This window comes from Vreelandella sp. DA03-1M (assembly GCF_055725665.1).
Window position 1 is genome coordinate 1778978 of record NZ_CM146798.1, and the last position, 21499, is coordinate 1800476.

Genomic DNA, 21499 nt, shown 5'->3' on the forward strand with positions numbered 1-21499 from the left:
CCGATGCTAGGTACAATAGGCTCCATTGTACCTAGCAAAGGTGTCATTGTATTTATCTAGACGCCTAGACGCCAAGTAGGCCTGTCTAGCTGCTTGACGGGCCAAATTAAGGCACACTTGCTAGATGTTATACGCATTTAGGCAAAGGAATAATGGTAATGAGCAACGAAACGACGGGTGCAACAGAAGGAAAAACGGCGCCACGGGATGATCTGCTGGTGTGGATTGATCTCGAGATGACCGGTCTCGACCCAAATAAAGAGCGCATAATTGAAGTAGCCACACTCATTACGGATGCGGGTTTGAACGTGGTGGCGGAAGGGCCAATCATTGCGGTGAAACAGCCCGACAGTTTGCTGGCGCAAATGGATGACTGGAACCAGAAAACCCACGGCGATTCAGGCTTAGTTGCACGGGTGAAAGCCAGCCAAGTGGAAACCGCTGAAGCTGAGCAGCAAACCCTGGCATTTCTGCAGCAGTACGCGGTGGCGGGTTCATCGCCCATGTGCGGCAATAGCATCCACCAGGATCGTCGTTTTCTGGAGCGTGAGATGCCTGCGCTGCTCAATTTTTTCCACTACCGCAATCTCGATGTTTCGACATTGAAAGAGGTGGCTAAACGCTGGAACCCCGGCGCGTTAGCGGGCTTTAGTAAGCAGAATGTGCACCTGGCGATGGACGATATTAAAGAGTCGATTGCTGAGCTAGCCCACTATCGCAGTACTTTTTTACGCGTTGAGCAGAGCAGCGATGAAGAAGAGTAAGCGTTTAAGCCCCGTCAGTAGTAATTAGCTCACCGCGTTTGAGGCGCTGCTCCTTAAGCGCCCAGGCGACGTGTTCACGCACCAGCGAGCTTGGGTAGGCTCTGCGCGCCCAGAGTGCGGCTTCAACGGCCTCGCTCCAGGGCGCGTTGCCCAGGCCAATGGCGATATTGCGCAGCCAGCGCTGGTAGCCAATGCGCCGAATGGGGCTGCCGGCGGTTTTATCCAGAAATTCCGCTTCGCCCCAGCCAAACAGGCTAATAAGCGATGCGCGGTCTAAGTCATGGCGCGGCGCAAAGTCATCTTCCTGGGTGATATGGGTAAAGCGAGTAAAAGGGCAGACCAGTTGGCAGTCGTCGCAGCCGTAAATACGGTTGCCCATGGCGCGGCGAAACTCAACCGGAATCGCCCCGTGAAGCTCAATGGTGAGATACGAAATGCACTTGCGGGAGTCGACCACTTTATCGTCGACGATGGCGCCGGTGGGGCAGGCGGTGCGGCAAGCGCTGCAGCTACCGCAGTGTTCGTGCTCAAACGGTGCGTCAATGGGGAGCGGCAGGTCGGTATAAAGTTCGCCAAGAAAGAACAGCGAGCCCGCTTTAGGGTTGAGCAGCATGGCGTTTTTGCCAAACCAGCCTAACCCCGCTTTTTGGGCCAGAGCGCGCTCCATGACCGGCGCTGAGTCGACAAAAGCGCGATAACCAAAGTCACCGACTTCTTGCTCAATTTTTTTTGCTAATAGGGCTAACCGTTTGCGGATTAGCTTGTGATAATCACGGCCAAGGGCGTAGCGCGATACATAGGCGCGGCTGGGCTGACCGAGCACCTTGGTGCTCTCGACCTCGGCGGGCAAGTAATCCATACGTACGCTGACAATGCGCTGAGTACCGGGCTCCAGCTCCTCAGGGCGAGTGCGCTTGGTGCCATGCTTGGCCATAAAGCCCATTTCGCCGTGATAGCCTTTTTCCAGCCACGCGTTGAGATGGTCTTCATGAGCAGACAGCTCGGTATCGGTGATGCCCACTTGCTGAAAACCCAGCTCTCGCCCCCAGATTTTAATCAGGTCGGCAAGGCGAGCAAGTTTCTGGTCAGTCATTGCACCATCAGAACGTGCAAAGGCAGTGGAATTCGACATAGTCAATCAACAGCAAGGTATTAAGCGCGCTATGCTAACGCATTGGTAGCCATCAAAACATGTGAAAGGAGCGATCGTGACAGTCCCGAGTACTTCCATGCTACGCCCTCTATATAAATCCGCCCAGGTGCGGGAACTGGATCGTCGCACCATTGCCGGCGGCATTGATGGTTTTGCGCTAATGCAGCGCGCTGCTTCAAGTGCCTGGCATAGTTTCCGCTCCCGCTGGCCACAAGTGCGTAGTTTAACCGTGATGTGTGGGAGTGGTAATAACGGTGGCGATGGTCACGTGTTGGCAGCGCTGGCCATGCAGTCCGGCCTTAAGGTACAGCGAATTACGCTGAAGCCCCTAGTCGAGCTAAGCGGCGATGCGGCCCGTGCAGCAGAGTTGGCAACATCCGCTGGGGTGGGCTGCGAGGAGTGGCACGCTGGGATCGAGCTCACCGGCGAAGTGATTGTCGATGCGCTGTTGGGTACCGGTTTGACCGGTGAGGTAGAGGGACGCTTCAAGCGTGCTATCGAAATGATCAATGCCGCGCAGCGGTCGGTACTGGCAATTGATATTCCCTCAGGATTAGTCGCAGACACCGGTGCTGTGCTGGGTATTGCTGTTAAAGCCGCCTGCACGGTGACCTTTATTGGCGATAAGGTGGGCTTGCATACAGGGGAGGCGCCGGCCTATACCGGCGAGATCGATTTTCGCCCCTTGGGCGTCAAAGCCCAGGCCTATTTTGACATTCCCCCCACAGCTTGGCGTCTTGATGATTCGCTATTGGCAGATGCCTTTGCGCCACGCCTGCGCACTAACCACAAAGGTGACATGGGACACGTGCTGGTGATGGGCGGCGCCCCTGGTTTCGGTGGTGCGGCGCTGCTGGCCTGCCAAGCCGCCGCCCGCTTGGGGGCGGGTAAAGTAAGCTTAGCAACAGCCCCGGAGCATATCACTGCGAGTTTGGTACGTTGCCCGGAAGTGATGGCCCATGGCGTACGCGGTGGCGCTGAGGCCGCAGAGCTGCCTAATAACGCTGACGTCGTGGTAGTGGGGCCCGGGCTGGGGCAGGCTGCCTGGGGGCAGGCGGTGCTTCAGAGTGCGCTTCAGTCAGATGCGCCGCTGGTGGTAGATGCTGATGGGCTTAACCTATTGGCGCGTCAGTGGCCGGAGGTTCGTCGCGATAACTGGATATTGACCCCGCACCCTGGTGAAGCCGCACGACTGCTGGGCTGTGAGGTGGCCGATATTCAGGCAGATCGACCTGCCGCTGCTCAGGCATTGCAACGCGCCCGGGGCGGCGTGGTGATTCTAAAAGGCGCGGGCAGTTTAATCGCTGGCCCCTGTGGTTTGGTAGTGTGTCCTTACGGCAACCCGGGCATGGCCAGCGGCGGGATGGGCGATGTACTTAGCGGCATGCTGGGAGCGCTGGTTGCGCAGCGCGGTGATGTTGAATTTAGCGCTTGGCTAGCCACCATGGTGCATGCGTTAGCAGCTGATCGAGCGGCAGAACGAGAAGGCGAGCGTGGCCTGCTGGCCAGTGATCTGGCATCCTATGCGCGAATATTGATTAACCCGTGAAGGCAGCTCAGATGCAGGTGCAATTAGACAATGAAGAGGCTCAGGTCGCGTTTGGCGAAGCGCTGGGGCACATGTTGCAAGGTCGGGGGTTAGTGTATCTGGAAGGTGAGCTAGGTGCGGGTAAAACCACGTTAACACGCGGTATTTTGAGGGCTTATGGTCATCAAGGGGCAGTTAAAAGCCCCACTTATACCTTGGTAGAGCCTTATGAGCTGGGCTCCCAGCGAATTTATCATCTGGATTTGTACCGCTTGTCAGACCCTGAAGAGCTGGAGTTTATCGGTGGTCGTGATGTGTTAGCTGACGATGCACTCACCATTATTGAGTGGCCAAGCCGCGGGGAAGGGTGGTTGCCAATGCCTGATCTTCGCGTCTATTTAGAAGTGACGACTCAAGGGCGCTTAGCCTCCTTATCAGCGTGTAGTGATCTAGGCACTCACATGTTGGCGTTATTGCAGAGCCAGATCAGGGAGGCAAGTAAGTCAAGTGACGATCATCTGGAGAGTGGTGTGATTCAATGGAAATGAAGGCCGCAGTGGCCCGCGTATATCGATTATTAGCCGTCAGTTTCCTTACTTTGGCGGCGTTTAACGTCCAAGCATCGAGCGTTGAGAGTTTGCGTCTTTGGGCGGCACCTGATCATGCGCGTCTGGTATTTGATCTGTCCGCTGCTACCAACGCTAATGTGTTTTCGTTGGAGAACCCTGCGCGGCTGGTGATCGATTTAGACGATACGCAAATGGACACCGACCCGAGCACGCTGCCGTTGCACGATAGCGCCATTACGTCGGTACGCACCGGCACTCGGGAAGGCGGTGGTTTGCGGGTGGTGCTTGAGCTTAATCGGACAATAGAGCCGCGGCATTTTACGCTGACCCCGAATGACCAATACGGCCATCGCTTGGTTGTTGATCTTGAATATCCAGGCGAAAGCGCCGTTGAGAACCCTATTGACCCCATTGAGGCGATGATTCGTGAACAGGAAATTCAGGCCCAGCGCGCCTCGGCTCAAACTCAACTACCGGGTAACGTAGAGCCTCCTCGCAACGAATCGCCGACTCAGGTGCAAGAAGCCCGGCCCCATCCGCGTCGGGATATTATCATTGCCGTCGATGCCGGCCATGGTGGGGAAGATCCAGGCGCTATTGGGCCTTCGGGCACGCGCGAGAAAGATGTGGTGCTGGAGATAGCCCGCCGTTTGGCGTCTGAAGTTAATAACACCGAAGGTTTTAAAGCAGTATTAGTGCGGGATGGCGACTACTACATTGGATTGCGTCAACGTACCGCGTTGGCGCGTGAGCAAAAAGCTGACTTTTTTGTCTCGGTGCACGCCGATGCCTTTACTAGCCCACGCCCTCAAGGCAGCTCGGTTTATGCGCTCTCTCAACGAGGCGCTACATCGGAAACCGCCCAGTGGCTGGCGGACAGTGAAAACCGTTCTGATCTGATTGGCGGTGTTGATGGCAACCTGTCGTTACGTGATAAGGATCAAGTGTTGCGCGGTGTACTGTTAGATTTGACCATGACGGCCACATTGAACGATTCGCTGTCGATCGGCGGTCAGGTATTAGAGCAACTGGGCCGAGTAAATCGGTTGCATAAAACCCGCGTCGAGCAGGCTGGCTTTATGGTGCTGAAGTCTCCCGACATTCCCTCGCTGTTGGTTGAGGTGGGTTTTATCTCCAACCCGGACGAAGAGCGTCGCCTACGCGACCCGGTTCACCAGGCGGGGCTGTCCCAGGCCATTTTCAGCGGTCTGCGCGACCACTTCCAGCGCTACCCACCGCCCGCCAGTTTGCTTGCCTGGCAACGGGATAATCAGCGTAGTCCTTCAGGTAATGAGTACCGTATCCAGTCAGGCGATACCTTGTCAGCGATTGCCGTACGCCATGGCGTGCCGGTCAATCAGTTGAGACAAGCCAACGATTTGAATGGTGACGTGATTCGCGTTGGCCAAGTATTACAAATTCCCAGTTCCTGAGGTGTCGCGTTGACTGAAATGACCGCTACCGCGCCGCGTATTCATGTGCTCGACCCACGGTTGGCCAACCAGATTGCCGCTGGTGAGGTGGTGGAGCGCCCTTCATCGGTCACTAAAGAGCTGATTGAAAACGCGATTGATGCGGGAAGTCAGCGCATCGAAGTGGAGATCGAGCAGGGTGGCACACGGCTGATTAAGGTGCGCGATGATGGTATTGGCATTGGCGAAGAGGATTTGCCGTTGGCCCTGGCCCGCCATGCCACCAGTAAGATCGGAAGCCTGGAGGACTTGGAAGGCGTTAGCTCGTTGGGTTTTCGGGGGGAGGCGCTGGCATCCATTAGCTCTGTCGCTCGGCTAGAGCTGATTTCCAACGCCGAAGAGGACCCCCGTCATGGTTGGCGGGTGGTCGCGGAAGGGCGCGGAATGGAGGCCCGGGTTACCCCTGCGCCGCACCCCCGTGGTACTAGCGTCGGCGTGCGAGATCTATTTTTTAACACTCCCGCTCGTCGCAAGTTTCTACGTACCGAAAAGACCGAATTTGCCCATGTGGAAGAGGCGTTTCGCCGTCAGGCGCTATCGCGTTACGACATCGCCTGGGTATTGCGCCATAACCAAAAAGTCATTCACCAGCTGCCCTCAGGTCACTCCGCGGCGGCCCGGGAGCGGCGTATTACCTCGCTGCTGGGCAAAAAATTTATCGAGCACGCCCGCTATATCGAACGCGAAGCGGGCGGTTTGCGGTTAAGTGGTTGGGTGGGGCTGCCGACTCACTCCCGCTCTCAGGCTGATCAACAATACTTTTTCGTTAATGGCCGTGTGGTGCGTGACCGCTTGGTGGCCCATGCGGTGCGTCAGGCGTATCGCGATGTGCTGTTTAACGGTCGGCATCCGGTGTTTGTGCTCTATCTGGAGCTTGATCCAGACGTTGTGGACGTAAACGTCCACCCCACCAAGCATGAAGTGCGCTTTCGTGATGGTCGTATGGTTCACGATTTTCTCTATTCGAGCCTCCACCACTCCCTGGCGTCCGCTAAACCCGCCGAGACCCCAGGGGAGGGGGGGGGCGAGGTGGCTGACACGTCAGGCGCATTGGCACAGGGCGCGGCTTCAGAAGCGAACGCTGAACAGCCCCGTTGGCAGCAGCAGGGGATTGCGCTGACCCACTCGCCGGATCGTCACCCTGGTGCAGAGCGTGTGCGCCGCTTTATGCAGGGTTATCAGGCGCTCCATCCCAATCACGAAGAGACGCTGTTAACACCGCAGACGAGCGCTCCTGGTGAGCGAGGTAGCGAGGTGCGTGAAGCGCCCCTGTCCATGCCCGACAACGATCCCACTGCACCACCGCCGCTGGGGTTTGCGTTGGGACAGTTGCACGGCATTTATATTCTGGCTCAAAACGCTGAGGGGTTGGTGCTGGTGGATATGCATGCCGCTCATGAACGAATTGTCTATGAGCGTATGAAAACACAGCTAGCGGCTGCTAAAGGATTAGATGCCCAGCCGCTGCTAGTGCCGGTTTCTATCGCCGCTAGTCGGGCAGAAGTGGCGACGGCTGAGAGCGAGCAAGAGGCCATTGCCAAGCTGGGCATTGAGCTGGATGTTGCCGGACCGGAAACACTGCTGGTGCGCCAGTTGCCAGCGTTGCTCTCTCAGGCGGACCCTGAGGCTTTAGTGCGACAAATGCTAGAGGAGTTGGCGCGCTATGGGCGCACTCATCAGGTCGAGGCGCGGCTACATGAGCTACTCTCTACCATGGCGTGCCATGGCAGCGTACGTGCTAATCGGCGGCTTACGATCGACGAAATGAACGCGCTGTTGCGCGACATGGAGCGCACGGAGCGCAGTGATCAGTGCAATCACGGCCGACCCACCTGGACACAGATGGGGCTAAAAGCACTTGATCGGTTGTTCTTAAGAGGCCAATAGCAGCATGACGAACGACAATTTAATTTCTGAAAAATAGTGGAGCACTACCCGCGCATGGCTGATACGCGCCCTTGGGCAATTTTTTTGATGGGTCCGACTGCGGCCGGGAAAACCGATACCGCGATCGCGCTGCATGAGCGCTTAGGGCATGAACTGATCAGTGTTGATTCAGCTATGGTGTATCGCGGTATGGATATTGGTAGCGCCAAACCTAGTGCCGCTGAACTTGCTCGCGCACCCCATCACTTGATTGATATCCGCGATCCTGCAGAGCCCTATTCAGCGGCTGACTTCCGTGAAGATGCGATAGAGCTGATGCGACAAATCAGCGCGGCGGGCCGGGTTCCTCTATTGGTTGGCGGTACCATGCTTTATTACAAGCGGCTGATAGAGGGGGTGGCCAGTTTACCTTCTGCTGATCCGGTCATACGGCAACAACTTGAAACACAATGGCAATATGAGGGGCTGGAGTCGCTGCATAAACGGTTGTCCGAAGTGGATGCAGTTTCTGCTCAGCGTATCCATCCCAATGATCCTCAACGCTTAATACGTGCGCTAGAAGTGTATTATGCCAGCGGTCGGCCAATGAGTGAGTTATGGGCGGAGCAACAGCCTGAAACCTTTCCATGGCGCGTGTTGTCGATAGCGTTGGCACCTAGTGATCGTGCCCTTTTGCACCAACGTATCGCTAAGCGCTTTGAGCTAATGATGGATGAGGGCTTGATAAATGAAGTCACTGCCCTCAAAAAGCGTAATGACTTACATTTAGGCCTACCGGCGATGAAGAGTGTTGGTTATCGTCAAGTGTGGGAGTATCTGGAAGGTGAGTATGATTACGCCACGCTTGTAGAGCGGGGTATAATCGCGACTCGCCAGCTCGCAAAGCGTCAGCTAACGTGGTTAAGAAGCTGGCCATCGCTTGAATGGGTGGATTCGCAGCACCCTGACGCGCTTGATAAGGTGTTGAAACTCGTGCGTGAAAGCGGTGCTTAGCGTAAGATAGTTCTTCAAGATAGTAATTTAGTAAGCGTATGTTTTCGAATGGCCACTTGGCCTTTTCGACAACATTAGGCCTTTCGGGCAAAAAGATTGCGGCGTAGCACTAGTAGGGCACGCCATTTGATAATTAACCCCAACGACAGTTTTAGGGAGAGCAACATGTCCAAAGGGCAGTCCCTTCAAGACCCGTACTTGAACATTCTGCGCAAAGAGCGCATTCCGGTCTCCATCTTTTTGGTCAACGGCATTAAGCTTCAGGGCCAGATCGAATCGTTTGACCAGTTTGTTATCTTGTTGCGCAATACCGTCAGTCAGATGGTTTATAAACACGCTATTTCTACGGTGGTTCCGTCTCGTAACGTACGCTTGCCTGCGCAAGACCCGGCAGAGCAAGACGCGGAGATTTAACACTGCTGGATAAGCAAGAGATTCCACGAGGTATTGATTGTTTTTCGAACGCCCAGACGCCGGTGAAACGGCAGTTCTTGTTCATGTCGATTTCCATGATGAGCAAAAACGTGAAGACCCGGGTGAGTTTCTAGAGCTCGTGCGCTCTGCGGGTGCAGAGCCTGCGACTCTACTCACTGCCAGCCGCCACCGGCCTGACTCACGTACATTTATTGGGTCAGGAAAGCTGGAAGAGTTGCGGGCACTGCTCGCGGCTCACGCGGCAGAATTGGTGATCTTCAATCACAGCTTAAGTCCCTCTCAAGAGCGCAATGTTGAGCAAGAGCTCAAGTGCCGAGTGCTTGACCGTACCGGTCTTATTCTCGATATTTTTGCGCAGCGGGCGAGAACGCATGAAGGTAAGCTGCAAGTAGAGCTTGCTCAGCTTGAATATATGTCGACTCGCCTAGTGCGCGGGTGGACGCACCTTGAGCGCCAAAAAGGCGGGATTGGCCTGCGCGGCCCGGGCGAAACTCAGCTTGAAACCGACCGACGCCTGCTGCGTGGACGGATTAAATCGATTCACAAGCGGCTGGATAAAGTGCGCAGCCAGCGCGACCAGAATCGTCGCGCCCGTGCTCGCGCTGAAATCCACAGTGTATCGCTGGTGGGCTATACCAACGCGGGTAAATCGACGTTGTTCAACGCGTTAACTAACTCTGATGTTTATGCCGCTGATCAGCTGTTTGCCACACTAGACCCAACGCTTCGGCGGCTTGAAATTGAAGACGTCGGACCTGTGGTAATGGCGGACACCGTCGGGTTTATCCGTCATTTACCGCACAAGCTGGTTGAGGCGTTTCAAGCAACCCTTCAAGAGGCTTCAGAAGCGTCGTTGCTGGTACACGTGATTGATGCAGCAGATCCTGACCGCGAATTAAATGTGGAGCAGGTGGAGCTAGTGCTAAAAGAGATTGGTGCAGATGATGTGCCAGTGCTCAAAGTCATGAATAAAATTGATAAGCTCGACAGCGTGCCGCGTATTGAACGTGATGGTCATGGTGTGCCAGAGGTGGTTTGGCTCTCAGCGCAGCAGGGCCAGGGGCTAGAATTGCTTCATGAAGCACTGACTGAACGCTTAGCAAACGATGTGATTGGCTTCTCGCTGACACTTAATCCTGAGCAAGGTAAGCTGCGTGCTGGTCTTCACGAACTGAATGCAGTTCGTGAGGAAGCTTTTGATGAGCAGGGACATTCGGTGCTGGATGTGCGCTTGCCGCGGCGCGATTTTAATCAGTTGATGGCTCAGTTAGGCGAGCGTGCCAATACTTATTTACCGGTAGCATTACGTGAATCCGATGAGTGGTAGGCTGCTTATTACGAATCTTAAAGCGCTGCTTGTATTCTGCTTTGTATAAAAATGGTACAAGGTTTATAGAGCAATAATATCAAAACGCGATGCTATCGTTTAAAACGTTGGCATTTGCGTTAGCGAATACCTTAGTGGAGACGAAGTATGGCCTGGAATGAGCCTGGTGGTGGCAACCAGCACGACCCTTGGAGTAGTGGCGGCCGACGCGGTGGAAATGATAATGATGGAAACCGTGGCAGTAATAATGGTGGCAACAACGGCAATAAAGGAGGTAACAACCAAGGCCCTCCTGATCTGGATGAAGCGCTGAAAAAATTTCAGGATAAGCTCAACAGTATGCTGGGTGGCGGTAAAAAAGGCGGCAGCAAAAAAAGCGATGGTGGTGGCGGTGGCGGTAAAAGCCGTAACCCTTTCGCTTTGCCTGGCTTACTGATTATTGTTGCGCTGGCGATTTGGGCTGCGATGGGTTTTTACCTAGTCGACCAATCCGAGCGTGGTGTTGTGCTTCGTTTTGGCGAATTCCAGGGCATAGTAGAGCCCGGCCTGCAGTGGAATCCGCCATTGATTGACGAGGTGCGGATGGTGAATGTGACCCGCGTTCGCTCATTGACACAAACGCAGTCCATGCTGACCCGCGATGAAAACATTGTTGAAGTTGAAATTTCAGCACAGTACCAAGTTGCTAATCCCCGTGATTTCGTTCTAAACGTGCGTGATCCCGCTATCTCAATCGAGAATGCGTTGGATTCGGCGCTGCGTCACGTGGTGGGCGGTACTGATATGATCGATATTCTGACCTCGGGTCGTGAGATCCTGGGCAGCTCTGTCTCTAGTCGCCTGCAGTCCTATCTTGATAACTATGGTGCTGGTATTCGTTTGCAAACCATCAACATTGAGTCGACATCTGCGCCTGCGCCGGTAATTGATGCCTTTGATGACGTTATCCGTGCCCGTGAAGATCGTCAGCGTACGATCAACGAAGGTATGGCTTACGCCAATGCGATTATCCCTGCTGCCCAGGGTCAGGCCCAGCGTGTGGTTGAGCAGGGCCAGGGTTACCGTGAGTCGGTAGTGGCTGAAGCGCAGGGTCAAGCCAACCGCTTTAACTCGCTACTCTCCGAGTACGGTAATGCGCCGGATATCATGCGCGAGCGTATGTATCTAGACACAATGGAAGAAGTGTTTAGTAATTCGCCGAAAGTACTGCTGGATGTGAGCGAAAACGCCCCCTTAATGTATCTCCCGCTGGATCAAATGCGCGGCGGTACTAGTGGCAATCGCAGCAATTCATCGTCGAGCGATAGTGCGAACAACAGTGATGACTCGTTAGACCCTGATGTGTTGGAGCGTTTGCGTAGCACCCAGGGCAGTTCATCATCGAATACCAATAGTAGCTCCATCCGCAGGGAGGGCCGTTAAATGATTAATAATCGATCCCTGCTAATCGTTGGTGGTCTGGCTGCCGTTGCGTGGCTGGCGAGCAACACTCTGTACGTGGTAGACGAAACTGAACGCGCCGTTAAGCTGCGTTTTGGTGAAGTCATCGAAGAGAATATTCAGCCTGGTTTGCACGCAAAAGTGCCGATCGCGCAAACGATTCGTAAGTTTGATACGCGTTTGCTAACGCTGGATACCGATACTAGCCGTTATCTGACGCTTGAGCAGAAAGCGGTGATCGTTGACTCCTACGTTAAGTGGCAAGTTATTAACCCAACGCGCTACTACGAGGCGACGGCTGGCGATGAGCTGATGGCTATTCGCCTGATTCAACCGCGTGTGGATGAAAGCCTGCGTAATGAGTTTGGTCGTTTGAACCTGCAAGAGATTATTGCCGAGCGACGTGATGATCTGATGACAGGCCCCACCGCCGAACTCGACGAGTTGATGCGTGAGGAATTAGGTGTAGCTATCCGCGATATTCGTATTAAGCGGATCGACCTGCCTGAAGACGTCTCGGCAGCTGTTTTTGAACGTATGCGTTCCGAGCGTGAGCGTGAAGCTCGCGAGTGGCGTGCTCAAGGTCAGGAAGAGGCTGAGCGTATTCGGGCCAATGCAGATCGCCGCCGCCAGGTGTTGCTTGCGCAAGCCAATGAGCGCTCAGAAACCCTGCGCGGTGAAGGTGATGCCCAGGCGGCTGCGATCTTCTCTGAAGCGTATGGTCAGGATCAGGAGTTCTTTTCCTTCTGGCGCAGCCTAGAAGCTTATCGCGAAAGCTTTGCTGACGATGGCAATCTGATGGTGCTGGAGCCAAATAGCGATTTCTTCCGCTATTTGCGTAACCCAGAGCCGAAAGGAAGCGACAGCGACAGTGAGTAAGTAGCGTTTGACCGGTATTCCTCGTCTCGTCATTCATAGGGCTTGGCGGGGTTTATCCGGCCAATAAACGTGATAGAATTTATCAACCGGGCGTCGCCCGGTTTTTTTGTGGCCCTCATTTAACGCTGGCGTCGGCAATCATATTGCTTCGTTACTGCTTGAGTTTGTTGGGCCTTCATCGTCTTGCAGGATTGTTCACATGACCATCGCTGACCGCTGGCTACTGCCCGACGGCATGGATGAGGTACTTCCGCCTCAGGCAAGCCGCATGGAAGAGCTGCGCCGCGCGCTGCTCGATCTTTACCATTGCTGGGGCTATGACCAAGTAATGCCGCCGCCGGTTGAGTTTCTGGACTCCTTGTTAACAGGTACGGGTACAGATCTCGATCTACAGACTTTTAAGCTGACCGACCAGCTAACCGGCCGCATGATGGGCGCCTCCGCTGACGTAACGCCGCAAGTGGCGCGCATGGATGCCCATTCGCTTAAGCGACAGGGGCCAGTGCGCCTTTGTTATTGCACCAACGTATTGCGTGCAAAGGCGGATCAGCACCAAGGCGGGCGTAGTCCCGTGCAGGTAGGTGCTGAACTGTTTGGCCATGCTGGGCTTGAGGCTGACAGTGAAATTATTCACTTGGCGCTGGCCAGTATGAAAGCGGCCGGCGCTCAGGAGATCCACCTAGCGCTTGGGCACATCGGTATTTACCGCAGCCTAGTTGAAGCAGCAGTGCTCAGCGATGAGCAGGAAAGCGCGCTATTTGAAGCGTTGGCGCTCAAATCGCCTACCCAATTAGCACAGCTTGTAGACGCTAGTGTTAGTGATCCGGCATTAGCGGATATGCTGTTGGCGCTTGGTGAGCTGCATGGCGGGGCGGATATTCTAAGCCAGGCGCGCGAGCGTTTTGCCGGCGCTCCAGCCTCGGTCACGGCGGCATTGGATCAGTTGGATGCGCTCTATCAAGGCGTACTGGCACGCTTTGATGTGTCGCTCTACTTTGACTTGGCTGAGTTGCGTGGCTATCAATACCATACCGGTATGATGTTTGCCGCCTACGTGCCGGGCTATGGGCATGCGCTTGCTAAAGGCGGGCGTTATGACGATACAGGGCGTGCCTTTGGTCGCGCTCGCCCCGCTACCGGTTTCTCGATGGATCTTAAACAACTGGCGTCGTTGGCGCTGGCTGCCCCGAGTTGCGGTAGTATTTGGGCACCCGCCCAGCAGGATGAGTCGCTCAACGCTGCCATTGTTGCACTGCGTGAGCAAGGGGAACGCGTGATTCAAGCGCTGCCTGGGCAGCGTACTGGGCCGGCGGAGCATGAATGTGACCGCCGTCTTGAGCTTATCAATGGTCGTTGGCAGCCAACGGCCCTGACACAAGAGACGAGTGCATCATAATGGGTAAGAATGTCGTAGTGCTGGGCACCCAATGGGGTGACGAGGGCAAAGGTAAGATTGTTGACCTGTTGACTGAATCAGCATCCGCCGTGGTGCGTTTCCAAGGTGGTCACAATGCTGGCCATACGCTGGTCATTGACGGTGAAAAAACCGTTCTTCACCTGATTCCTTCCGGCGTTTTGCGTCCAGGCAAAACCTGCGTGATTGGTAATGGCGTGGTGCTTTCCCCGGAAGCGCTGATCAAAGAGATCCGTGAGCTGGAAGCTAAAGGCGTACCGGTGCGTGAGCGCCTGCGTCTTTCACCCGCTTGCCCGCTGATCCTGCCTTATCATGTGCGCCTGGATCAGGCCCGTGAAAAGGCCCGTGGTATCGCTAAAATTGGCACCACCGGCCGGGGCATTGGTCCCGCCTACGAAGATAAAGTGGCACGCCGTGGCCTGCGCTTAGGCGATATGCTTCATCGCGAGCGCTTTGCTTCCAAGCTGGGTGAAGTGCTCGACTACCATAACTTCGTGTTGGTGAATTACCACGGCGAACCGGCAGTCGACTTCCAGGAAGTGCTGGATACCGCGATGCAAATGGCGGAAGAGCTTCGCCCAATGGTCTGCGACACCGTCAGCATGGTGCACGACCTGCGTAAAGCCGGTGAGAACATCCTATTTGAAGGTGCTCAAGGCTCGCTGCTGGATATCGACCATGGTACTTACCCTTACGTCACCAGCTCGAACACCACTGCAGGCGGCACCGCCACTGGTTCTGGCGTCGGTCCGCTCTATTTGGATTACGTGCTGGGTATTACCAAGGCATATACCACTCGCGTGGGTTCAGGCCCATTCCCCACTGAGCTATTTGACGTTGATGGCCGCCACCTCGCCGAGCGTGGCCATGAGTTTGGTGCCACTACTGGCCGTGCACGACGCTGCGGTTGGTTTGACGCCGTAGCACTGCGTCACGCGGTGCAGATCAACTCGGTCTCTGGCATCTGCTTGACCAAGCTGGATGTACTGGATGGACTGGAAAATATCCGCGTCTGCGTTGGCTATCGCAGTAAAGATGGCGACGTGCTGGATAATCCTGTGGATTCGGAAGGCTATGAAGCTGTCGAACCGCTTTATCAGGATTTACCAGGCTGGAAAGAGTCCACGTTGGGCGCTAAACGGGTCGAAGATTTGCCTGCCAATGCCCGCGCCTACATCAGCTTCCTCGAAGAGCAGGTGGGTACGAGTATTGACATCATTTCTACTGGTCCAGACCGTATGGAAACCATCGTGCTGCGTAACCCGTTCGATAGTTAATAACGGTTCAAGCTGGCTATTAATGAGCAGATGAGCAAAAGGGGCAACGGAGTTGCCCCTTTTCTGTATGTATCAGCTTATATTTAAAAGTCGATGCCACGGCGCGCTTGTAAGCCGTTATTGAAGGCATGACGAACTTCCTGCATTTCGGTCACCGTATCGGCCATGGCGACTAGCTCGCGATGGGCATTTCTTCCCGTAATAATCACCGTCTGTTCCATCGGGCGTTTCTCCAGCGCTTGTTTAACGGTTTCAATGTCCAAGTAACCAAACTTGAGCATATAGGTAATTTCATCAAGCACCACCAGATAGATCTCTGGGTCCGCTAGCATACGCTCGGCGTCTTTCCATACTGCGTGGCACGCCTCTGTATCCGCTTGGCGATTCTGGGTGTCCCAGGTAAAGCCGGTGGCCATTATCGCCACCTCAAGATTGGTGTCTTCCTCTAGACGGTTACGTTCGCCGCACTCCCAGAGACCTTTAATAAACTGCACCACGCCAACTTTATAGCCATAACCCAAGGCACGGGTGACCGTCCCCCAGGCTGCGGTGGTTTTGCCTTTGCCGTTACCGGTATTAACAATGATTAGGCCGCGCTGTTCGTCGGCACTGGCGACTTTCTCATCTACGCGTGCTTTCAACTTCTGCATGGAGGCTTTATGGCGGGTCTCGCGGTCACTCATGATGTCTCCTGGGTAACGTTTTTTAAGATGGCAAGAAGCTTGTCGCGCTAGCCTAAGTCATCTAACAGGGGTTGAACATCTTTTTGAAGGGCTTGAAGGATAACTTTTGTATAGATTTGGGTGGGCAATAATCAAGTTTTGGTTCAATAAAACAAGCTTTAACACCGAAAAGAACAAGAGATAAACAACAGAATTGGCCCCTAGGGGGCTGGCTGCTCTAGAATAGGTGGTCATGTCTTGTCAGGAATTACATCATGCCTTCATTTGATATTGTCTCAGAGTTCGATAAGCACGAAGGTGCTAACGCCGTTGATCAAGCCAACCGCGAAGTGCAGTCGCGTTTTGATTTTAAAGGCGTCGATGCAAGCTTCACTTTGGAAGGCGACAAAGTGCAGCTAGAGGCGGAAGTTGATTTCCAGCTTAAGCAAATGCTTGATGTGCTGCGAGCCCGTCTTATCGCCCGTGGCATCGATGCCCGCTGTATGGACGTTCAAGACCCGGTGCTCTCTGGCGTGAAAGCGCGCCAGGAAGTCGCTTTAAAAGAAGGGCTCGATGCGGCGGAAGCCAAAGATGTGGTTAAGCGCATCAAAGCTAGCAAGCTCAAAGTACAGGCACAAATTCAGGGTGAGAAGGTGCGGGTAACGGGCAAAAAGCGCGACGATTTACAAGCTGTTATGACGCTGCTGCGGGGCGAAGAAGGGCCGGATTTGCCGCTCCAGTTTGATAACTTCCGCGACTAGCAGGGCAGCGCCACTCGCCGCCGTCACCCGGTGTTAACTATATAAATATTCGTTTTATACAGGAGTCACGCACTATGTCTGATCCGCAGCCGGTTTATTTAAGCGACTACCAGCCACCCGCTTACCGGGTAACTCATACCGAGCTGACGTTTGATCTTGACCCCGCCGCGACCCGTGTGAAAGCGCGACTGTTGATGGAGCGACATGCGAAGGCTGACGCGAATGCGCCGCTGGTATTAAACGGCGAACATTTAAAGCTCATCTCCTTGTCAATTGATGCAACGCCGCTGAATGAATCCGCGTATCAAGTAGATGCAGAGACCCTAAGTATTGCCAATGTTCCAGAGCGGTTTGTGTTGGAGAGTGAGGTAGAGATCGCACCGCAAGAGAACACGGCGTTAGAGGGGCTATATCAGTCCAACGCTATGTACTGCACCCAGTGCGAAGCTGAAGGCTTTCGACGTATTACCTTTTACCCCGACCGCCCCGATGTCATGGCGACCTTCAAGGTCACGGTGATCGGCGATCAGCAGCGTGAACCAATATTACTGGCTAACGGTAACCCGTTAGAGCGCGGCGAGCTGGAAGGCGGTCGTCATTTCGTCACCTGGGAAGATCCGCATCCCAAGCCCTGTTACCTATTCGCTCTAGTGGCAGGCAACCTGCATCGCGTAGAAGACCACTTCACCACCATGAGCGGGCGCGAGGTCAAGCTGCAAATTTGGGTGGAGCAAGAGAACCTGGATAAAACTGAACATGCTATGGCCTCGTTGAAACGGGCCATGGAGTGGGATGAGCAGGCGTACGGTCGTGAGTACGATCTGGATCTATTTATGATCGTGGCCGTCAATGATTTCAATATGGGGGCGATGGAAAATAAAGGGCTTAATATCTTTAACTCCGCCGCGGTGCTGACGCATCCCCATACCGCTACCGATGCCGCCTTTCAGAATGTTGAAGGCATCGTTGCCCACGAATACTTTCATAACTGGTCGGGCAACCGTGTCACCTGTCGCGACTGGTTCCAGCTTTCGCTGAAAGAGGGCTTTACGGTCTTCCGTGATCAGAGCTTCTCGGCGGATACTAATTCTGCACCGGTTAAGCGCATCCAGGATGTCTCCTTTTTCCGCACGGCACAGTTTGCCGAAGATGCTGGTCCTACGGCGCATCCGATTCGCCCAGACCACTTTATTGAAATTACCAACTTCTACACCCTGACTATTTATGAGAAGGGGGCAGAAGTTGTACGCATGCTGCGTAATTTAGTGGGGGAAGAGAATTTCCGTCGCGGCTCAGATCTTTACTTTGAGCGATTCGATGGCCAAGCGGTGACGATTGAAGACTTTGTAGGCTGCATGGCGGAAACTTCCGGCGAAGAGTTAAGCCAGTTTATGCGTTGGTACTCCCAGGCAGGTACGCCGGATATTGATGCTCACGGCGAGTATGACTATGTGCATGGCGAATATCATTTAACGTTGCGTCAGCGCACGCCCGCGACACCAGGCCAACCGGATAAACTGCCGCTGCATATTCCAGTACGTATGGGGTTAGTCGGTACAAAATCAGGCCAAGACCTAACATTAACCCTCAATGGCGAAAAAATAGGCAAAGATGCCGTTATTCACCTGCGTGATGATGAGCAGACCTTTGCCTTTACTGATGTCGCTGAAGCGCCGGTGCCGTCTTTACTGCGTGAATTTTCAGCGCCCGTTAAGTTGCACTTCCCCTATTCACGAGAAGATCTTGCCTTTTTGTTGACCCACGACAGCGATGGCTTCAACCGCTGGGATGCTGGCCAGCGCTTGGCGCTCTTGGCGTTGGATGACTTAATTGCTGCCCACCGTAACAGTGTCGAGAAGGTGATGGACAGCCGTGTTGTTGATGCCTTTAAAACACTTCTGAACGGCCCAATGAGCGATAAGGCGGTATTAGCTGAAATGCTGACACTTCCTTCAGAAGCGTATATAGCGGAGCAGCAGCCTATTGTGGATGTCGACGCCATACACGCGGCACGTGAATTTGTGCGCCAGTCGCTGGCGTTAGCCCTACGCGAAGAGTTTATGGCGGTCTATGAGGCCAATGTGACAGAGGAGCCCTACGCACCGACGCCTGAGCAAATTGCCCAACGTAGTCTGAAAAATGTGGCGCTCTCCTATCTCATGTCGATCGAAGATGAGCAAGGTTTAGCACTATGTGAAGCGCAATTTTCCGCTGATCATAATATGACCGATGTGCGTCAAGCGCTGACGTTACTGGTGCACAGCGATCGCAATGATTTGGCCTCACCAGCATTGAAATCATTTGGCGAAAAATGGGCTCATGACCCCTTAGTGATGGATCAGTGGTTTACCATTCAAGTCTCACGCCCGCAGGAAGATGTGCTTGAGCGCGTGAAGTACCTGATGCAACATCCTGCTTTTTCACTTAAAAATCCCAACAAAGTGCGTGCCCTCATTGGGGCATTTGCCCAGAACCGAGTCAATTTCCACCGCTTAGATGGTCAAGGCTACCAGCTGCTGGCCGATGTGGTGATTGAGCTCAACCGGCTTAATCCAGAAATTGCCGCGCGGCTTATCACGCCGCTAACGCGCTGGCAGCGTTTTGATGAAACCCGCCAAGCATTAATGCGGTCGCAGTTAGAGCGTATTAAGCAACAGCCGCTGTCTTCAAATGTGTATGAGGTGGTCGAGAAAGCATTGGCATAGGTACAGGTAGAAGCATAGTGGGCAAAAGCAGTTAACCAAGGAAAGGAACAACAACGGTGACAGATTCGCAGCAACACTATTTACTTATTATTAATGGTAAATCTGCCGGTAATCCGGCATTGCGTGAAGCAGTCAATGAACAACGCCAAGCAGGGATGCAAATTACTGTTCGAGCTACCTGGGAAGGGGGCGACGCTGCTGATATTGCTGAGCTATCTGACACCATGGGTATTACGCATGTGATTGCCTGCGGTGGCGATGGCACGGTTAGCGAAGTCATGAACGGGCTGATGCGTTTGCCCCATGACCGTCGGCCGACATTAGGTATCGTGCCATTAGGTAGTGCCAATGATTTTGCCACTTCAGTTGGTTTGCCATTAGAGCCAGGCCCTGCTTTAGCCGCCGCAAGAGCGTTAAGTGCCTACCCCATTGACGTTGTGCGTGTGACGGCTGGTGCGGGTGGTGAGTCCGCAACCAGCTACTATATCAATATGACGACCGGGGGATTTGGCGCTGAAATTACCTCATCAACGCCGAAAACCCTAAAGCGACTATTGGGGGGCGGCGCGTATTCACTGATGGGCGCGCTCAAAGCATGGCGACACCGTAGCTATCGCGGCACGCTGCATTGGGATGAAAAAGAGGAGAGTGCATCGCTACTGTTGCTAGCACTAGGCAATGGCCGGCAATCAGGTGGAGGGCAGGTACTGGGGCCACGGGCCAAGCTTGATGATGGTCGTCTGGATGTGCTTCTGGTCAAGGACTTTCGTTCGGTGACAGAACTGAGCAAGCTGATCAGCGAGCTGCAAAATTTTCCCGCTGAGGGGCGATTTGTGCGCTATTTCACCACAACTCAACTAACGCTGACGACACCAGCGGGTGATCCGCCCTGGCCATTAACGTTGGATGGTGAGGCGCGCTGTTATGACCATTTTTGTGCCGAAGTAGTGCCTCTAGCGTTGCGTGTGCTGTTACCAGAGGAGTGCCCCTTACTCTCTTCCAGCAACCGGCCTTAACTGGTTTGACTCAGATTTTAAACGTTATAAAGGAGAAGTATCTAATGGCAAATCGCGTGTGGATACCTGCAGTTGCCGCAATGGCTCTACTGCTGAGTGCCTGCGGTGACTCCCAGGAAGATCCCACCGTAACACCAGATGATAATTCTGAGGTGACGGATGATGAAGCAGTGCGCGAAGAGGAGTCCCCAGCAGCGGCTGAAAACGCGGCAGAAATGTCTAGCCCCGAAGAAGTAGAGGATGACATTGAGGCACAGCAAGCCGCTGAAGAACTTGAGCAAGCGGAAGCTCTACGTGAAGGTAGTGGCAGCCAAAACGGTGATAATTCTGCTGCTGATGCTGCGACGGTAGAGGCCGAAGAAGATACGCTGGCAGCCGACCCTGACGATGTGCTCAATGAGGAAAGCGCAATGCCGGGGGAAGCAACCCGTTCTGATGTCGATGAGATGATTGCCGAAACTGAACGCCGCTTTGAAGAAGCGGAAAAACGCCTTGAAGAGCAGTTTCAAGAGGTAGAGCAGCAGGCGCCCACGTTAGAGCCGATGGAAAATGAAGATTTTTCGTCTAGCTGGGACGAAGACAACAGCTTGCCAGAGCGAACGCCGCTGGAAGATAACCGTGAAGCTACCGACGTTGAGGCTTTGATTGAGGATACAGAGCGTCGCTTTGAGGAAGCGCAGCAGCGTCTTGAAGAGCAGTTTCAGGAACTGGAGAGTCGAGAGGCCGAGACTGGCCCAGCGATCGAGTCAGACGCGAGTGATAGTGATATAGGCGCTAGTGAGATGGATGAGCTTGATACCAGTGAAGATAGCCAATCAGCTAATCGTAATCGTGAGGAATAAACAGTTGCGGCTAAGCTGAGCCTTAAAAATCAGCCATAAAAAAGGCCCGCGTTAGCGGGCCTTTGTCCATCCGGTAGCAATTAAGCTGGGCGGATGTTGGAAGCCTGAAGGCCTTTTTTACCCTGAGTCACTTCAAAGCTGACTTTTTGACCGTCTTGCAGGGTCTTGAAGCCTTCAGCTTGAATTTCGGAGAAGTGGGCGAACAGATCGTCTCCGCCGTCATCAGGAGAGATGAAGCCGAAGCCTTTAGTATCGTTGAACCACTTAACTGTGCCAGTTGCCATTTTCTATTTCCTTAACGTGCTTAATATTCAAACGGGCAACTCAATTGTCCACCCGCTACAATTACTCTAGATGCAAACGCGGCTGTCGTCC

At 54.1% G+C, this 21499-nt stretch carries 19 protein-coding genes; 16 read left to right on the forward strand and 3 right to left on the reverse strand.

Annotated features, from left to right (window positions below; genetic code table 11):
• The first annotated feature begins 158 nt into the window (after positions 1-158).
• Positions 159-764, forward strand: a complete 606-nt coding sequence (orn, locus tag ACXUPB_RS08185) for an oligoribonuclease (RefSeq protein ID WP_472956180.1) — start codon at positions 159-161, stop codon at positions 762-764.
• A gap of 4 nt (positions 765-768) precedes the next feature.
• Here the strand turns inward: orn and queG are convergent, their stop codons facing one another.
• Positions 769-1896 carry a tRNA epoxyqueuosine(34) reductase QueG gene (queG, locus tag ACXUPB_RS08190; RefSeq protein WP_472956182.1) on the reverse strand — a complete coding sequence of 376 codons (1128 nt, stop codon included), beginning with the start codon at positions 1894-1896 and terminating at the stop codon, positions 769-771.
• A gap of 97 nt (positions 1897-1993) precedes the next feature.
• Here queG and ACXUPB_RS08195 point away from each other — a divergent pair, with 97 nt between their 5' ends.
• The 11 genes from ACXUPB_RS08195 (at position 1994) to ACXUPB_RS08245 (ending at position 15138) form a co-directional block, all read left to right on the forward strand.
• The gene (locus ACXUPB_RS08195) at positions 1994-3466 is read left to right on the forward strand and encodes an NAD(P)H-hydrate dehydratase (protein ID WP_472956703.1); all 1473 of its coding nucleotides are present in this window, start codon (positions 1994-1996) and stop codon (positions 3464-3466) included.
• 11 nt (positions 3467-3477) lie between these two features.
• Positions 3478-3993 (forward strand): tRNA (adenosine(37)-N6)-threonylcarbamoyltransferase complex ATPase subunit type 1 TsaE, encoded by a 516-nt coding sequence (tsaE, locus tag ACXUPB_RS08200; protein WP_472956184.1) that lies wholly within the window; start codon positions 3478-3480, stop codon positions 3991-3993.
• Positions 3984-5447: an N-acetylmuramoyl-L-alanine amidase gene (locus ACXUPB_RS08205; protein WP_472956186.1), complete on the forward strand. Its 1464-nt coding sequence runs from the start codon at positions 3984-3986 to the stop codon at positions 5445-5447. The genes tsaE and ACXUPB_RS08205 overlap by 10 nt, the downstream gene beginning before the upstream one ends.
• Before the next feature lie 18 nt (positions 5448-5465).
• Positions 5466-7373, forward strand: a complete 1908-nt coding sequence (mutL, locus tag ACXUPB_RS08210) for a DNA mismatch repair endonuclease MutL (protein WP_472956705.1) — start codon at positions 5466-5468, stop codon at positions 7371-7373.
• A 54-nt stretch (positions 7374-7427) separates the two neighbouring features.
• The gene (gene miaA / locus ACXUPB_RS08215; RefSeq protein WP_035566416.1) at positions 7428-8366 is read left to right on the forward strand and encodes a tRNA (adenosine(37)-N6)-dimethylallyltransferase MiaA; all 939 of its coding nucleotides are present in this window, start codon (positions 7428-7430) and stop codon (positions 8364-8366) included.
• Positions 8367-8531: 165 nt separating this feature from the next.
• Positions 8532-8780, forward strand: coding sequence for an RNA chaperone Hfq (gene hfq, locus ACXUPB_RS08220; protein WP_007114649.1), 249 nt, complete (start codon positions 8532-8534; stop codon positions 8778-8780).
• A gap of 37 nt (positions 8781-8817) precedes the next feature.
• A complete protein-coding gene (hflX, locus tag ACXUPB_RS08225; RefSeq protein WP_035566413.1) occupies positions 8818-10128 on the forward strand; it encodes a ribosome rescue GTPase HflX in 1311 nt (436 codons plus the stop codon).
• 147 nt (positions 10129-10275) lie between these two features.
• Positions 10276-11550, forward strand: coding sequence for an FtsH protease activity modulator HflK (gene hflK / locus ACXUPB_RS08230; protein WP_035566412.1), 1275 nt, complete (start codon positions 10276-10278; stop codon positions 11548-11550).
• Positions 11551-12447: a protease modulator HflC gene (gene hflC, locus ACXUPB_RS08235; RefSeq protein WP_035566410.1), complete on the forward strand. Its 897-nt coding sequence runs from the start codon at positions 11551-11553 to the stop codon at positions 12445-12447.
• Positions 12448-12646: 199 nt separating this feature from the next.
• Positions 12647-13843, forward strand: coding sequence for an ATP phosphoribosyltransferase regulatory subunit (locus ACXUPB_RS08240; RefSeq protein ID WP_179914799.1), 1197 nt, complete (start codon positions 12647-12649; stop codon positions 13841-13843).
• Positions 13843-15138, forward strand: a complete 1296-nt coding sequence (locus ACXUPB_RS08245; protein WP_008958623.1) for an adenylosuccinate synthase — start codon at positions 13843-13845, stop codon at positions 15136-15138. The genes ACXUPB_RS08240 and ACXUPB_RS08245 overlap by 1 nt, the downstream gene beginning before the upstream one ends.
• 83 nt (positions 15139-15221) lie before the next feature.
• Here ACXUPB_RS08245 and cobO read toward each other — a convergent pair whose 3' ends face one another.
• Positions 15222-15821, reverse strand: coding sequence for a cob(I)yrinic acid a,c-diamide adenosyltransferase (gene cobO, locus ACXUPB_RS08250; RefSeq protein WP_472956189.1), 600 nt, complete (start codon positions 15819-15821; stop codon positions 15222-15224).
• Positions 15822-16075: 254 nt separating this feature from the next.
• On the opposite strand from cobO, the gene ACXUPB_RS08255 reads away from it, so the two are divergent.
• The 4 genes from ACXUPB_RS08255 (at position 16076) to ACXUPB_RS08270 (ending at position 21124) form a co-directional block, all read left to right on the forward strand.
• Positions 16076-16561, forward strand: coding sequence for a YajQ family cyclic di-GMP-binding protein (locus tag ACXUPB_RS08255; protein ID WP_035566403.1), 486 nt, complete (start codon positions 16076-16078; stop codon positions 16559-16561).
• A gap of 74 nt (positions 16562-16635) precedes the next feature.
• Positions 16636-19266: an aminopeptidase N gene (gene pepN / locus ACXUPB_RS08260; RefSeq protein WP_472956190.1), complete on the forward strand. Its 2631-nt coding sequence runs from the start codon at positions 16636-16638 to the stop codon at positions 19264-19266.
• 56 nt (positions 19267-19322) lie between these two features.
• Complete coding sequence (gene yegS / locus ACXUPB_RS08265) at positions 19323-20282, forward strand: lipid kinase YegS (RefSeq protein WP_472956192.1); 960 nt, start codon at positions 19323-19325, stop codon at positions 20280-20282.
• Between the two features lie 44 nt (positions 20283-20326).
• Entirely contained in the window at positions 20327-21124 is a 798-nt protein-coding gene (locus ACXUPB_RS08270) for a hypothetical protein (RefSeq protein ID WP_472956194.1), read from the forward strand.
• Positions 21125-21204: 80 nt separating this feature from the next.
• Here the strand turns inward: ACXUPB_RS08270 and ACXUPB_RS08275 are convergent, their stop codons facing one another.
• A complete protein-coding gene (locus tag ACXUPB_RS08275) occupies positions 21205-21408 on the reverse strand; it encodes a cold-shock protein (RefSeq protein ID WP_007114660.1) in 204 nt (67 codons plus the stop codon).
• Positions 21409-21499: the final 91 nt, after the last annotated feature.